13 protein-coding genes and 1 tRNA gene are annotated in these 13,974 nt (G+C 62.8%); 11 read left to right on the forward strand and 3 right to left on the reverse strand.

Translation table 11 applies throughout. The features are described 5' to 3' along the window. The first annotated feature begins 114 nt into the window (after nucleotides 1-114). Both CLU92_RS22950 and CLU92_RS22955 read left to right on the forward strand, forming a co-directional pair. Complete coding sequence (locus CLU92_RS22950; protein ID WP_306821383.1) at nucleotides 115-258, forward strand: DUF2256 domain-containing protein; 144 nt, start codon at nucleotides 115-117, stop codon at nucleotides 256-258. Beyond that, nucleotides 255-1,604, forward strand: a complete 1,350-nt coding sequence (locus CLU92_RS22955) for a DASH family cryptochrome (protein ID WP_101483744.1) — start codon at nucleotides 255-257, stop codon at nucleotides 1,602-1,604. The genes CLU92_RS22950 and CLU92_RS22955 overlap by 4 nt, the downstream gene beginning before the upstream one ends. A 113-nt stretch (nucleotides 1,605-1,717) precedes the next feature. On the opposite strand, the gene CLU92_RS22960 is transcribed toward CLU92_RS22955, so the two are convergent. Beyond that, nucleotides 1,718-1,793: transfer RNA gene (locus CLU92_RS22960), tRNA-Phe, on the reverse strand. Between the two features lie 186 nt (nucleotides 1,794-1,979). Between CLU92_RS22960 and dkgB the strand changes: the two genes are divergently transcribed. The 9 genes from dkgB to CLU92_RS23005 all read left to right on the forward strand — a co-directional run bounded on the left by dkgB (nucleotide 1,980) and on the right by CLU92_RS23005 (nucleotide 12,708). Next, a complete protein-coding gene (dkgB, locus tag CLU92_RS22965) occupies nucleotides 1,980-2,804 on the forward strand; it encodes a 2,5-didehydrogluconate reductase DkgB (protein ID WP_101483745.1) in 825 nt (274 codons plus the stop codon). Between the two features lie 7 nt (nucleotides 2,805-2,811). Then, nucleotides 2,812-3,747, forward strand: coding sequence for an LLM class oxidoreductase (locus tag CLU92_RS22970; protein ID WP_101483746.1), 936 nt, complete (start codon nucleotides 2,812-2,814; stop codon nucleotides 3,745-3,747). A gap of 66 nt (nucleotides 3,748-3,813) precedes the next feature. After that, the gene (locus CLU92_RS22975; RefSeq protein WP_257561441.1) at nucleotides 3,814-5,046 is read left to right on the forward strand and encodes an FAD-dependent monooxygenase; all 1,233 of its coding nucleotides are present in this window, start codon (nucleotides 3,814-3,816) and stop codon (nucleotides 5,044-5,046) included. 149 nt (nucleotides 5,047-5,195) lie between these two features. After that, nucleotides 5,196-5,912 (forward strand): DsbC family protein, encoded by a 717-nt coding sequence (locus tag CLU92_RS22980; protein ID WP_101483748.1) that lies wholly within the window; start codon nucleotides 5,196-5,198, stop codon nucleotides 5,910-5,912. A 132-nt stretch (nucleotides 5,913-6,044) separates the two neighbouring features. Continuing rightward, on the forward strand, nucleotides 6,045-6,503 hold the full coding sequence (locus CLU92_RS22985) for a (2Fe-2S)-binding protein (protein ID WP_034753534.1): 459 nt from the start codon (nucleotides 6,045-6,047) through the stop codon (nucleotides 6,501-6,503). Nucleotides 6,504-6,513: 10 nt separating this feature from the next. Continuing rightward, the gene (locus CLU92_RS22990) at nucleotides 6,514-8,778 is read left to right on the forward strand and encodes a xanthine dehydrogenase family protein molybdopterin-binding subunit (RefSeq protein ID WP_101483749.1); all 2,265 of its coding nucleotides are present in this window, start codon (nucleotides 6,514-6,516) and stop codon (nucleotides 8,776-8,778) included. Between the two features lie 13 nt (nucleotides 8,779-8,791). Beyond that, entirely contained in the window at nucleotides 8,792-9,370 is a 579-nt protein-coding gene (locus CLU92_RS22995; protein WP_101484845.1) for an NTP transferase domain-containing protein, read from the forward strand. Nucleotides 9,371-9,418: 48 nt separating this feature from the next. After that, the gene (locus CLU92_RS23000; RefSeq protein ID WP_257561446.1) at nucleotides 9,419-11,317 is read left to right on the forward strand and encodes a M61 family metallopeptidase; all 1,899 of its coding nucleotides are present in this window, start codon (nucleotides 9,419-9,421) and stop codon (nucleotides 11,315-11,317) included. Between the two features lie 215 nt (nucleotides 11,318-11,532). Beyond that, the gene (locus tag CLU92_RS23005; RefSeq protein ID WP_101483750.1) at nucleotides 11,533-12,708 is read left to right on the forward strand and encodes a GGDEF domain-containing protein; all 1,176 of its coding nucleotides are present in this window, start codon (nucleotides 11,533-11,535) and stop codon (nucleotides 12,706-12,708) included. Here CLU92_RS23005 and CLU92_RS23010 read toward each other — a convergent pair. Together CLU92_RS23010 and trpC are read right to left on the reverse strand one after the other, a co-directional pair. Then, nucleotides 12,659-13,132 (reverse strand): hypothetical protein, encoded by a 474-nt coding sequence (locus CLU92_RS23010; RefSeq protein ID WP_133988718.1) that lies wholly within the window; start codon nucleotides 13,130-13,132, stop codon nucleotides 12,659-12,661. The genes CLU92_RS23005 and CLU92_RS23010 overlap by 50 nt on opposite strands. Before the next feature lie 20 nt (nucleotides 13,133-13,152). Then, the gene (gene trpC, locus CLU92_RS23015) at nucleotides 13,153-13,953 is read right to left on the reverse strand and encodes an indole-3-glycerol phosphate synthase TrpC (RefSeq protein WP_101483752.1); all 801 of its coding nucleotides are present in this window, start codon (nucleotides 13,951-13,953) and stop codon (nucleotides 13,153-13,155) included. Nucleotides 13,954-13,974: the final 21 nt, after the last annotated feature.

Here is a 13,974-nt window from a genome sequence, read left to right on the forward strand (position 1 = left end):
TCGTGCTGGCCGTCAGGCCGTCCAGTGGCGGCCGGTTTCTGCTTCGGTTGCCTCCTGCGACACCCTGCGTCCTTCGTCCTTCGTTCTACGTTAGCCAGAGTGATCAACATGCGTATGCGAAAAAAATCTGACCTTCCGACCAAACGCTGTCAGCAATGCCAGTTGTCGTTTGCATGGCGTAAAAAATGGGAAAAGGTCTGGGACGAGGTGAAATACTGTTCAGATCGCTGTCGCCAGGATAGCAAGCGTCAGACATGAATACCGACCCCGCCGCAAGGTCGGCACAAACGCATATTTACTGGTTCCGCAATGATTTGCGGCTCGAGGATAATCCGGCTTTGCGCCAGGCCTGCCAACGCGCCGGCCATCTGTTGTTTGTGTATTGCCATCGCAGCGCGCCGGTCGCGACGCGCTGGAATGTGCCGCGCACCAGCCCGCATCGCCAGCATTTTCTCCGCTCGGGCCTGGCGGACTTGGCGACGCAGCTGGGGTCGTACGGCAGTCAGTTGCTGGAGGTCGAGGGCGACCCCGCCCAGGTGTTGTTGGCACTGGCGCACTCCATCGGCGCGACGACTATCCATTGCGAGGAGATTGCCGCGCCAGAAGAGCAGGGCGACCTTGCCGCACTGCGTGCTGCAGGCCTGACAGTTGAAGCGCTGTGGCAATCGAGCTTGCTCGATCCGGCCGCGCTGCCGTTTCCGTGCGCTGCCTTGCCTGATGTATTCACCAACTTCCGCATACTCGTAGAGCGAGAGCAGGTGGCGCCGTCGGCCCCGCTCGCGCGGCCGACGACGATTCCGCCCTTGCCGCCGGACTTCGAAGCACTGGCTGAAACCTGGGCTGTGGTGCCGGACGTGCTCCAGGACGCGCATCTTGCCACCGCACGGTCGTCGTTCCCGTACGCGCTACCGGCTTTTTACGGTGGCCCGAGTGCCGCCGCTGCACATCTGCGCCAGTATTTCGGTGGCGAGCTGGCGCACACCTACAAGCTCACACGCAATGGTTTGACCGGCGTGGACTACTCCACCAAATTTTCTCCATGGCTAGCCTGCGGCGCACTATCCGCGCGCGTGGTGTGCGCCGCGCTCAGGCAATTTGAAGCAGAGCACGGCGCCAACGACAGCACATACTGGATCTGGTTTGAATTGATGTGGCGCGACTATTTTCGCTTTCTGCACCTGCAGCATGGGGGCGCGCTGTACCGGGCGCAAGGCTTGAGCAGCCTGGGCCAGCCCAGTCACGATGCGCATCGATTCGAAGCATGGTGCCAAGCCCGCACCAGTGAGCCGCTTGTCAATGCGGGCATGACCGAGCTCAGTGCCACCGGTTATCTCTCCAACCGGCTGCGTCAAATTGTTGCCAGTTACCTGGTGCACGATCTGGGCTGCGATTGGCGCGCCGGCGCTGCCTGGTTTGAAGCGCAACTGATCGACTACGACGTTTACAGCAATCAGGGTAACTGGCTGTACGTTGCCGGCCGAGGAACCGACCCGCGCAATGGGCGACGGTTCAACCTGCAAAAGCAAATGCGTGACCATGATCCATATGGGGCCTATCGGCGCCTCTGGGCGACGCAAGGCACGGCGCAGGTCGAGCTGAAGTGAGGGATGTCAACGGGGCGCAGCTTTTGCGCCGGAAATGAACCGGCGCCAAGGACTGCGCACCCCGGAAACGACAACGCCCACTAACATGAGTGGGCGTTGCGTGAACGAATTCTTGGTGGCCCGGGGCGGAATCGAACCACCGACACAAGGATTTTCAATCCTCTGCTCTACCGACTGAGCTACCAGGCCAAGGTGGCGAATTATAGCAGACCAAAACGGGAATGCAAGAGCCGGCTGTGACTTTTCCCGGATTTCTTGCAGCGGCAGGTCTTTACTTGCCTGTGGGTCAAATATTATTTGAGGTAAGCGGTATTTTTCTCAACAAAAGAACGGTGCATAGTGTGCTCATCGTTACTGATTTGAGAGGACTACCGCATGAACGCCACTACCAATCGCACCGCCATCCCCGCCATCGGCCTGGGCACTTTCCGCCTGCAGGGGCAGGTCGTCATCGATTCCGTCGCCACGGGCCTGGACGTCGGCTACCGCCATATCGATACGGCGCAAATCTACGGCAATGAAGCCGAAGTGGGCCAGGCGATTGCCGCCAGTCCCGTCCCGCGCGACGAACTGTTCGTCACCACCAAGATATGGATCGACAATCTGCAGCGCGACAAACTCATTCCAAGTTTAAAAGACAGCCTGCACAAGCTGCAACTGGAGCAGCTGGACCTGACCCTGATCCATTGGCCGTCGCCGCAGGACGCGATTCCCGTCGCCGACTACATGGCGGCGCTGCTGGAAGCCAAGGCGCAAGGGCTGACCAGGGCCATCGGCGTATCGAATTTCACCAACGCGCAGCTGCGGCAAGCCATCGCTACCGTGGGCGCCGGGCAAATCGCCACGCAGCAGGTCGAGATCCACCCGTTTCTGCAAAACCGCACCGTCATCGATTTCGCGCGCAGCCAGGGCATCCACATGACGGCCTATATGCCGCTTGCGTATGGCAAGGTGGTGATGGACCCCGTGATTGCGGCCATCGCCGCCAAACACGGCGTGACGCCAGCGCAAGTGGCACTGAGCTGGTCGCTGCAGCAGGGCTTTGCCGTGATCCCGTCGTCGACCAAACGCGCCAACCTGGAAGCAAACCTGCATTTCCAGCGCATTACCCTGTCGCCGGACGAGATGGCGCAGATGGCAACTCTGGAGCGTGGCGAGCGCCTGGCCAACCCTGACGGCCTGGCGCCGCAGTGGGATTGAGGAGAAGATGATGACTGCGATGAACAAGCTGGGGCAGGGCGGCGGATTGAGTATCGGCCTGGAATTGCCGCTTGATAATGACTGGTCGTCCACGGGGCGCCAGGCGAATGCGGCGTCCGTCCGCGTGCCGGGCGAGCCTGACATGAAGCAGCACGCGGCGCTGGCGCAGCTGGCCGACCGCCTGGGTTTCAGGGCCCTGTGGCTGCGCGACGTGCCCCTGTATGACCCCTCGTTCGGCGACGCGGCCCAGGTCTTCGAGGTGTTTACCTACCTCGGCTACCTGGCTGGCATCACCGAGAACATCTTGCTGGGCACGGCCGCCGTGGTGTTGCCGCTGCGCGAACCCGTATTGACCTTGAAGGCGGCGGCCAGCGTCGACCAGTTGAGCGGCGGGCGCCTGCTGTTGGGCGTGGCCAGCGGCGACCGGCCCGTCGAGTATCCCGTGTTTGGCCGCGACTTCGACCAGCGCGGCGCCGCCTTCCGCGAGCAGGTGGCCATGCTGCGCGACTGGGGCGTAACGCGCCTGCCGTCCGGCATCCGCCTGTTGCCCAGGCCAGCCGCGCGCTTGCCGCTGCTGGTGGCAGGGCTGGCGCAGCAGTCGCCCGCCTGGATCGGTGAACAAATGGATGGCTGGCTCGCCTATCCGGGGACGCCCGACGACCATGCGCGCCGTTCGGCACAATGGCGCGCCGTGGCCGGTGGCGACAAGCCGTATGTCAGCTTCATCCACCTGGACCTGGACGAAGATCCCGCCATGCCGCTGCAGCGTTTCCGCTTTGGCGGGCGCACGGGGCGTGATGGCCTGATCGCGGAGCTGCACGCGATGCGCGAGGCCGGCGTGCGGCATATCGGCCTGCAACTGCGGCAGAACCGCCGCCCGCTGGCCGAGACCTTGCAGGAGATCGCGGACCACGTGCTGCCTGTATTTCATGGAGCCGCTTGATCTGGGGCACGCGTCCTGTACTTCCGGACTATCTGAAAAGGGTGGGGCAAACGCTATAATGGCCGTATGAACAGTCCCACTCCCCCCACCATGCGGCGCTTCATGCATAGCCACAGCGACGTTTGCATCGTCGGCGACGGCGCCATCGCGAAAACCACGGCGCTGGCGTTTGCCCAGGCAGGACAAAGCGTCACCCTGTTATCCCCGGTGAGCCCTCCGGCACCCACCGTCAAGCCGGTCGAAGCCAGCTGGGATGTACGCGTGTATGCGCTCAATCACACGGCGCACCAGTTGCTGTCGTCGCTGAAGGTGTGGGGCGCTTTGGCGGCCGACAGGGTGGCGCCCATCGATGCCATGCTGGTCAACGGCGACGGTGCGCAGGCGGGCGGACTCGGTTTCGACGCTTACGGCGCCCATGTGGGCACGCTGGCGTGGATCGTCGAGGACCGCAACCTGGGCCAGGCGCTGGACGCCGCGCTGAAATTCGCACCTAACGTCAATGTGGTGCAGGGCCGCGCCAGCCGCCTGGAATGGACGAATGATACGGCCATCGTGCACCTCGATGGCGGCGACACCATCACCTGCGCGCTGGTGGTGGGCGCGGACGGCGCCCAATCGTGGGTGCGGGGCCAGTGCGACATCGGTCTCGATTACCGCTCGTATGGCCAGCGCGGCGTGGTCAGCAACTTCGCCTGCGAAAAGCCGCACCATGGCGCGGCCCACCAATGGTTTACCGGCAGCGAAGGCATCGTCGCGCTGCTGCCGCTGCCGGGGGACCGCGTTTCGCTGGTCTGGTCGGCGCCCGATGCGCTGGCCGATACCTTGATGAGCGAATCGGCCGACGCCCTGGCCGAGCGCCTGGCCGCGTATTGCCACGACAAGCTGGGCAAGCTGATACCTTTGCAGCCGGAACTGGTGCGCGCGTTTCCACTGACCCTGATGCGCCCGCACGCCATGGTGGCGCCACGCGTGGCCCTGGTAGGCGATGCCGCCCACGTGGTGCACCCGATGGCCGGCCACGGCATGAACCTTGGCTTTGCCGACGTGGCGCAACTGGTCAAGACGATCAGCGAACGCGAGGCGCACCGCGGCATCGGTGACGAGCGCGTGCTGGCCCGCTATGCCCGCGCGCGCAAGGAAGACGTGCTGCTGATGCAGCTGGCGACCGATGGCCTGGCGCGTTTGTTCGGCGCCGATCTTGAACCGTTGCGCGTGGTTCGCAATTTGGGATTAAACTTGCTGGATAAATTACCTGCCCTGAAGCGAAAAATGATTTCTCACGCGTTGGGACATCATTAAGTCTTAAGATATCGCTGGATAATGGAAGCAGTGAAAATTCAAGGTCGCCGCAGCTGGTCTGCGGCGCTCGTTTTGTTAAGAAGATAGTTGCGCCGGGCCAGAGGCCAGTTCCGCCAGGCGTTTCAAGTGGAGAAGTGATAGTGATAAAAATGAGTAGAATCGCATTAGTGCTGGCCTCGGGCCTGATGATGTCGTGCGCCGGCGCGGAAACGCCTACGGAAGCGAGCATTAAAAAGCTGATCGAACCGCGCCTGGGCGAAGGCGCCAAGGTTGATTCGGTCAAGGAAACCCCGTATGGAGGCCTGTACGAAGTGCGCACGGGTGGCGATATCCTGTACACGGACAAAGCCGCGCAATACCTGTTCGTGGGCCACGTCTTCGACGCCAAGACGTCGCAAGACCTGACCAAGGTGCGCCTGGACGAAGTCAACCGCATCAAGTTCTCCGACCTGCCGCTCGATTCGGCCATGAAATCCGTCAAGGGCAATGGCAAGCGCGTAATCGCCGTGTTCGAAGATCCGAACTGCGGTTATTGCAAGCGTTTCCGCCAGAACGCGCTGAAGGAAATCGACAACGTCACCGTCTACACCTTCATGTACAACATCCTGTCACCGGACTCCATCGTCAAGTCGCGCAACGTGTGGTGCGCGCCGGACCGCAACAAGGCCTGGGACGACTGGATGCTGAACGGCAAGGCGCCAGCCACGGTCGCTGCCAATTGCGCCAACCCGCATGAGAAAATCCTGGCCCTGGGCCAGCAATTGCGCGTCTCGGGCACGCCTGCCATCTTCTTTGCCGACGGCAGCCGCATTCCGGGCGCAGTCGATGCGAAAACGCTGGAACAGAAATTCTCGACCATTAAGTAATCCGGGCTGTCGCCAGGAAGGCTGGACGGCGCGCCCTCGCAAGGCGCGCTTTTTTTTGCACTTTTTTCCGCTGTCGTATTATCAAGTGTTGTTTGTAGACGCCATAACAATCCAAAAAAGGGGAAGCAGCAGATGATTACCTTGAATATCAACGGACGAGACACGCAGGTCGATGCCGATCCTTCCACGCCCATTCTGTGGGCGCTGCGCGATAACCTGAACATGACGGGCACCAAATTCGGTTGCGGCGCGGCCCTGTGCGGCGCCTGCACGGTGCACCTTGACGGCCAGCCTATCCGCTCGTGTATCACGCCGATTTCCTCGGTCGGCGCGCAAAAGATCACCACCATCGAAGCGATGGAAAACGACCAGGTGGGCAAAGCGGTGCAGGCGGCGTGGGTGCGCCACGACGTGCCGCAATGCGGCTACTGTCAAAGCGGCCAGGTGATGAGCGCCACAGCGCTGCTGCGCACCAACAAGGCACCCAGCGATGCCGACATTGACGGCGCCATGAGCGGCAATATCTGCCGCTGCGGCACCTATCAACGGATCCGCGCAGCCATCAAGGACGCGGCCAAGACCCTGGCCTGAGGAGAGCGACATGCGTATCGAATGGTTGAATCAGGAAGCATTGCAGCATGGCGGGGTGACCCTGGGCGCGGCGCTGGCATCGGCCCCGGTGGCGCTTGCCGATGGTGTGTCGCGGCGCGGTTTCATGAAAGCCGGCGCGGTGGCGGGCGGCGGCTTGATGCTGGGCTTTTTCCTGCCCGGCGCAGGGAAACTGGCACGGGCGGCCGATGCTGCATCCGCCAAGCCCGCGTATGCGCCGAACGCCTTTTTGCATATCGCCCCCGATAACACGGTGACAGTACAGGTGAACCGCCTGGAATTTGGCCAGGGCGTGCAAACGAGCTTGCCCATGCTGATCGCCGAGGAACTCGACGCCGACTGGAGCCTGGTGCATGGGGCGCTGGCGCCAGCCGGCGAACAGTACAAGGATGCCGCCTACGGCATGCAGATGACGGGAGGCTCCGGCAGCATCGCCCATTCGTTCACGCAGTACCGCGAAATTGGCGCCAAGGCGCGCGCCATGCTGGTAGGCGCCGCCGCCGCACAGTGGAAAGTCAGTCCCGACCAGGTGCGTGCCGCGAAAGGCGTGCTGTATGGCCCCGGCGGGCAAAAGGCGACATATGGCGAGTTTGCCGACGCGGCCATGCGCCAACCCGTACCTGCCAGCGTCAAGCTGAAGGACCCGCGCGACTTTTCCATCATCGGCAAACCCGTGAAACGGCTCGACGCGGCTGCCAAGTCCACAGGAAAACAGCAGTTCGGCATCGACTTCAAGCCGCCTGGCGCGAAAGTGGCCATGGTGGCCCGCCCGCCCGTGTTTGGCGCGAAAGTGGCGAAATTTGACGCCAGCAAGGCCAAAGCCATCAAGGGCGTGCTGGAAGTACTGGAAGTAAAGACCGACCGTGGCGGTAGCGGCGTGGCCGTCATCGCCGACGGCTACTGGCCCGCCAAACAAGGGCGCGACGCGCTGGTGATCGAGTGGGATTCGAGCGCCGTGGAAAAAGTCAGCAGCGTCCAGCAACTGGCGGCCTTCAAGGCGCTCGCCAAAACGCCGGGTACTGTCGCCAAACCTGCCGACATGGGCAAGTTGGCCTCCGCGCCGAAAAAGATCGAGGCCGTCTATGAATTCCCTTACCTGGCACATGCGCCGATGGAACCGCTCAATTGCGTCGTCGACCTGCAGGCCGACAAATGCACGATGTGGGTGGGCTCGCAATTCCAGACGGGCGACCAGGCGGCGATTGCTGCCACCTCTGGCCTGAAACCGGAGCAGGTGACCTTGCACACGATGATGGCGGGCGGCGGCTTCGGCCGGCGTGCCGTGCCATCTTCCGATTACGTGGTCGAAGCCGTCAACGTCGCCAAGGCTTATCGCGCGGCGGGCAAGAGCGGTCCATTGAAGCTGATGTGGAGCCGCGAGGACGACATCAAGGGCGGCTACTACCGGCCGTCGCATGTGCACCGCGCGCAGATCGGCCTCGACGCCAAAGGCAAGATACTCGCCTGGGACCACACCATCGTGGGCCAGTCCATCATGGCCGGCACGCCGTTCGAAGCCTTCATGGTGAAAAATGGCGTCGACGGCACCATGGTCGAAGGCATGGGCGAACCGTACACCCTGCCGATGAAGCTGTCCGTGCACACGGCCAAGGCGAACGTGCCCGTGCTGTGGTGGCGTTCCGTCGGCTCGACGCATACGGCCTTTGTCATGGAAACCCTGATCGACGAAGCGGCGCACGTGGCGAAGATGGACCCCGTCGCCTACCGCAAGCAGCTGATCGACGCCAAGCATACGCGCCACATCGCCGCGCTGGACCTGGCCGTAGCCAAGTCCGGTTATGGCAGGAAGAAGCTGCCGAAGGGACAGGCCTGGGGCGTGGCCATGCATGAATCGTTCAATTCCGTGGTCGCCTACGTGGTGACGGCGTCGGTGGTCGAGGGCGCGCCCAAGCTGCACCAGGTATGGGCGGGCGTGCATTGCAACCTGGCCGTCAACCCCCTGACGATCGAGGCGCAAGTGCAGGGTGCCGCGCTGATGGCGCTGGGCATGACCATTCCCGGCGCGGCCATCACGCTCAAGGATGGCTTGGTGGAGCAGCAGAACTTCGGCGACTATCCGGTGCCGCGCATGCCCGACATGCCGGTGATCGAGGTGCATCTGGTACCGTCGGGCGACGCGCCGACGGGCATGGGTGAACCCGGCGTGCCGCCGCTGGCGCCCGCTTTCGCCAATGCGTTGTTCGCCCTGACGGGCAAGCGCCTGCGCAAGCTGCCGTTTGATCTGGCGGCCGCATGACGGTAGCAGTTTTTTGAGTACGGTCGGCATCCTGCTGGCAGCCGGAAGGGGACGCAGGTTCGACCCTTCCGGCGCACAGAACAAATTATTGCAGCCTTTGACGGAAGGCCCGCATGCTGGCTTGCCGGTGGTGGTGGCGGCCGCAAAGTCCATGCTGGCGGCCTTGCCGCGCGTGCTGGCCGTGGTGCGCGCCGACGACACGCAGGTGGCGCGCGCACTTGGTGCGCTGGGCTGCGAGGTGCGCGTCTGCCATGATGCTGACACGGGCATGGCGGCCTCGCTCACCTGCGCCATCGATTACGTGCGCGGCGCGCCGGGTTGGCTGATCGCCCTGGGCGACATGCCTGGTGTGGAAGCGGCTACAATCGCCGCCTTGTCGCAAGCCATCGGCGATGGCGCACACATCGCCGTGCCCGTCTTTCAGGGGCGGCGCGGCAATCCTGTCGCGTTCAGTGCCTTTCACTTGCCGCTGTTGCTGGCGCTCGATGGCGACCAGGGCGCGCGCAGCATCGTCAACAGTCATGCCGTATGCGAAGTGACAGTGGACGACAGCGGCATCTTGCGCGATATTGATACACCTGACGATTTGTAAGGCGGGGCAGTGGCGCTCCCGGGAAGACAAGCCAGACACGAGGAAAACATGAAAAAAGCTCCAATTAAAAAAAGCATCGCCAAGGCAGGAGCCAAGGCGAGCGGCAAAGCCACAAGCAAAGCCGCGGCGAAAACCACAGTGAAAATCACACCGGCCGCCGGCATCATCTACAGCATCGCCGCCCTTGATCTGGCGGGCCACATGTTCAAAGTGACGTTGACAGTCAAGTCGCCGGCCGCCATCGGCCAGGTCTTGTCCCTGCCGGCCTGGATCCCGGGCAGCTACATGATCCGCGAATTTTCGCGCAACATCGTCAGCATCCGCGCCGAGTCCGGGGGCAAGGCAGTCGCGCTGACCAAGCTGGACAAGCACTCGTGGCAAGCCGCGCCTTGCCAGGGCGCCCTGACGGTCGAATATGACGTCTACGCCTGGGATTTGTCCGTGCGCGCCGCTCACCTGGACCAGAATCATGGCTTCTTCAACGGTACCAGCGTGTTCTTGCGCGTGCTGGGCCAGGAATCCGACGCCCATGAAGTGCACATCGTGCAGCCGAAGGATGCGGCCTGCAAGACCTGGAGAGTCGCCACCACCCTGCCGGAACTCAAAGCGAAACGCTATGGCTTCGGCAGCTACCAGGCGGCCAACTACGATGAGCTGATCGACCACCCGGTGGAGATGGGCGACTTCGCGCTGGCCACCTTCAACGCGCATGGGGTGCCCCACGATATCGTCGTCACGGGCAAGGTGCCGAACCTGGACCTGGACCGTCTGTGCCGCGACCTGAAAGCCATCTGCGAAACGCAGATCGCCTTCTTCGAGCCGAAAACCAAAAAAGCGCCGATGGACCGCTATGTGTTCATGACCATGGCCGTCGGCGACGGTTACGGCGGCCTGGAACATCGCGCCTCGACGGCGCTGATCTGCGCACGCGCCGACCTGCCGACGACGGCTTCAAACAGCACCGAGATCGGCGACGGCTACCTGAAATTCCTGGGCCTGTGCAGCCACGAGTACTTCCATACCTGGAACGTCAAGCGCATCAAGCCGGCTGCCTTTGCGCCGTATAACCTGCAGGCGGAGAGCTACTCGCCGCTGCTGTGGCTCTTCGAGGGTTTCACCAGTTATTACGATGACCTGATGCTGGTGCGCGCGGGCCTGATCGACGAGGCAGCCTATTTCAAATTGCTCGGGAAAACCGTCAACAGCGTGCTGCGCGGCAGCGGCCGCACCAAGCAAAGCGTGGCCGATTCCAGCTTCGACGCCTGGGGCAAGTACTACCGCCAGGATGAAAACGCGCCGAACGCCATCGTCAGCTACTACACCAAGGGTTCGCTGATCGCGCTGGCATTCGACCTGACGATCCGCGCCAAGACGAACGGCGAAAAATCGCTGGACGACGTGATGCAGGCACTGTGGCAGCGCTATGGCCGCGATTTCTACAAGGGCAAAGCGCGCGGCGTGACGCCGGCTGAAGTCGAAGCCCTGTTCGATGAGGTTTCCGGCACGCGCATGAAACCGTTCTTCGAGCGCTACATCCGCGGCACGGACGACGTGCCACTGGCGCGCCTGCTGGCGCCATTCGGCGTGAAATACAGCGACGCGCGCAAGGCCGAAAAAGCCAGCCTGGACGTCAACCTGGGCCGCGACGGCAACGATGCCAGGCTGGCGCAGGTGCACCAGGGCGGTGCCGCCCACCTGGCTGGTCTGTCTGCCGGCGACGTGCTGGTGGCTGTCGATGGCTTGCGCGTGACGGGCAACCCGGCCAACCTGGACACTTTGCTGGGTCGTTATGCCGTCGGTGCCAGGGTGGCGATCCACGCTTTCCGCCGCGACGAGCTGATGACGTTTGCGGCCGTGCTGCAAGGCGACCGCGTGCCGGGTGTCAGCCTGGCGTTGCTGCCGGCGCCAAAGAAAGCCACGGGACCGAAGCGTCCTAGCGCGGCATGATGGTGTTTGTCGTGCAGTAAGACAGAAAACCGGCCTTTACTGGCCGGTTTTTTCTTTCAGGATATATTTCCTCAAATGTAATTCACCTGCCGACACTGCCGGGTTGCCATCATATTTCCTGCAAATGAACTAATTTTTCTTTAACTAAACTAAAATTGCCGCACTGTCTCTTTTAGATCGCGCCCAACGTGCAAACCCTCGATCCACGAACGATTATGTTGATGACGACCCTGATGTGCGGGGCGATGTGCATCGTCATGTTCTCGGTCTATCACAGCTTCCGGCGCGAGGTGCATGGCCTTGGGCATTGGGCGGCCGGTTTGCTGTTGCTGGTGTGCGCGTCCCTGCTGTTCGGCACCCGCGAGGTGCTGCCGCCTGAATTGTCCATGATCGCGGCCAATGCGGCGCTGGTGGCCGGCATCGGCCTGTCGATGCTGGGCACGGAGAAATTCTTTGGCCTGGCGCCCAGCCGCCGCGCTTATTGGCTGATACTTGCCCTGGCCATCGCCGGCAATAGCTGGTGGCTGCTGGCGCGCCCCGATTTCTCGGCGCGCGTGGCGGTCTTCTCCCTGCTGGTCTTCCTGTTTTATGCGCGCCAGGTGCAACTGGTGTGGCACCATGGCGAGCGCCATTTCTCAAGTTTTTTCTTTGGGGCGCTGATGCTGCTGCAAGCTGTCGTGGTGCTGGCGCGCGGCGTGTCGGCGTTGCTGCATGGCGGCGCCAGCGTGAACCTGGCGGTGGCAAGCACACCGGCCGGCATCTATCTGGCGGTCGCCAATTTCATGGCCCTGCTGCTGACGGTGGGCTTCATGACGGTGGCGACGCGCCGTCTGCAGCAGATACTGGAGCGCCGCTCGACCCACGATCCATTGACGCAGGTGCTGAACCGGCGCGGTTTTGGCGATGCCTATGCCCGCGAGATAGGCAATCTGCGCCGCCGCCGTTTACCGCTGACACTGCTCAGCATCGACCTCGATTACTTCAAATCGATCAATGACCGCTACGGTCACGCGGTGGGTGACCAGGTGCTGGCGCATGTGGCCACCGTCATCGGAGGCGCCCTGCGCGAATCGGATTGCGTGGCGCGTTTCGGCGGCGAGGAGTTCGTCGTGCTGATGCCGGATATGCCTGTGCATAATGCCTTGGGTGTGGCCGAACGCATTCGCACCTTGCTGCGCGAGTCCAGTCATGCGGGACTGCCTTCGTGTACCGTCAGCATTGGCGTCGCTTGCCAGGCATCGGTGGTGGAGGGGCTGGAAGGATTGCTGTCGCGCGCCGATGCGGCCCTGTACCTGGCCAAGGAGCGGGGACGCGACCGCATCGAGCTCGATGCTGCCGCGTTTACTGAGGACCGGACAATGTCCGCAGCTGGAATCGGTACTGCTCGTTGAACAGGAAGGTTTCGGAAAAATCGAAGGTTTTGGCGCGGCTGTGCATCAGGTGTGCGGCCGGCGGAAAGAGGGTTTGCACGCGCCGCACGGCGGCCAGCGCCACGGCCGATGCTTCGCTGTCGCGTGAACGGTGTACATGCACGCTTTTCAGCGCGCCGTCTGGGCCAACGCTCAGGTCGAGTACGACGATGGCCGGCAACATGGGCGGCAAGCGCCCGCTGAATGTGTATTCCACATTGGCCGCCATGATCTGCTGGGCCACCAGCGACTTGTAGGCGTCGATGTTGGCGGCAAGCTGTATCGCGGCTGGCGTGCCAGGGGGCGTGCGCTCCAATGGCGAGGGTCTGCGCTCCCCTGGAGGGGATGCAGTCTGGCAAGCCGACAGCAGGACAGTGGCGGCAAGGGCGATGATCGCGTGTCTCATGGCTGCCAGACTAGCATGTTTTAACTAAACAGGCGTTCCAGCTCCACGCCGGGGTCTGGCGCGCGCATGAACGCTTCGCCCACGAGGAAGCTGTGGATGTGCGCATCGCGCATGCGCTTCACGTCGGCCGTGCTGTGGATGCCCGATTCCGTGATGATCAATTTGTCTTGCGGGATGCGCGGCAAGAGATTGATGGTCGTGTCGAGCGAGGTCTCAAACGTGCGCAGGTTGCGGTTGTTGATGCCGATCAGCGCGCTCTTGAGCTTGAGCGCTGCCGTCAGTTCTTCGCCGTCGTGGCTTTCGATCAGCACGCCCATACCCAGTTCGTGGGCGCACGATTCCATTTCGGCCATCAGGCCGTGGTCGAGCGCGGCTACGATCAGCAGGATGCAGTCCGCACCCATGGCCCGCGCTTCATAGATCTGGTACATGTCGACCATGAAATCCTTGCGCAGCACGGGGATGGCGCAGGCGGCGCGCGCCTGCTGCAGATAGTCCACGGCCCCCTGGAAGAACTGCTCGTCTGTCAGCACGGACAGGCAAGCCGCGCCATGCGCCGCATAGCTGGCGGCGATGTCGGCCGGGCGGAAGTCCGCGCGGATCACGCCTTTCGATGGCGACGCCTTTTTTACTTCGGCGATGATGCCGGGCTTGCCGGCGGCGATGTGCTGGCGCAGGCTCGCTTCAAAGCCGCGCAGGCCGGCGCGCAGAGCGCTGTCGCTTTCCACGTCGCCGCGCAGGCTGGCCAGGCTGCGGTGGGCTTTGGCCTTGGCCACTTCGTCGGCCTTCACGGCCAGGATTTTATCGAGTATGTCGGACATGATGGTCGCTATTCTAAAAAG

It is taken from the genome of Janthinobacterium sp. 61, assembly GCF_002846335.1.
Classification (GTDB): Bacteria; Pseudomonadota; Gammaproteobacteria; order Burkholderiales; family Burkholderiaceae_D; genus Janthinobacterium.

Coding starts and splice junctions, on each gene's coding strand:
- CLU92_RS22950 (WP_306821383.1), top strand. CDS start 115: ATGCGAAAAAAATCTGACCTTCCGACCAAACGCTGTCAGCAATGCCAG.
- CLU92_RS22955 (WP_101483744.1), top strand. CDS start 255: ATGAATACCGACCCCGCCGCAAGGTCGGCACAAACGCATATTTACTGG.
- dkgB (WP_101483745.1), top strand. CDS start 1,980: ATGAACGCCACTACCAATCGCACCGCCATCCCCGCCATCGGCCTGGGC.
- CLU92_RS22970 (WP_101483746.1), top strand. CDS start 2,812: ATGATGACTGCGATGAACAAGCTGGGGCAGGGCGGCGGATTGAGTATC.
- CLU92_RS22975 (WP_257561441.1), top strand. CDS start 3,814: ATGAACAGTCCCACTCCCCCCACCATGCGGCGCTTCATGCATAGCCAC.
- CLU92_RS22980 (WP_101483748.1), top strand. CDS start 5,196: ATGAGTAGAATCGCATTAGTGCTGGCCTCGGGCCTGATGATGTCGTGC.
- CLU92_RS22985 (WP_034753534.1), top strand. CDS start 6,045: ATGATTACCTTGAATATCAACGGACGAGACACGCAGGTCGATGCCGAT.
- CLU92_RS22990 (WP_101483749.1), top strand. CDS start 6,514: ATGCGTATCGAATGGTTGAATCAGGAAGCATTGCAGCATGGCGGGGTG.
- CLU92_RS23000 (WP_257561446.1), top strand. CDS start 9,419: ATGAAAAAAGCTCCAATTAAAAAAAGCATCGCCAAGGCAGGAGCCAAG.
- CLU92_RS23005 (WP_101483750.1), top strand. CDS start 11,533: ATGTTGATGACGACCCTGATGTGCGGGGCGATGTGCATCGTCATGTTC.
- CLU92_RS23010 (WP_133988718.1), bottom strand. CDS start 13,132: ATGAGACACGCGATCATCGCCCTTGCCGCCACTGTCCTGCTGTCGGCT.
- trpC (WP_101483752.1), bottom strand. CDS start 13,953: ATGTCCGACATACTCGATAAAATCCTGGCCGTGAAGGCCGACGAAGTG.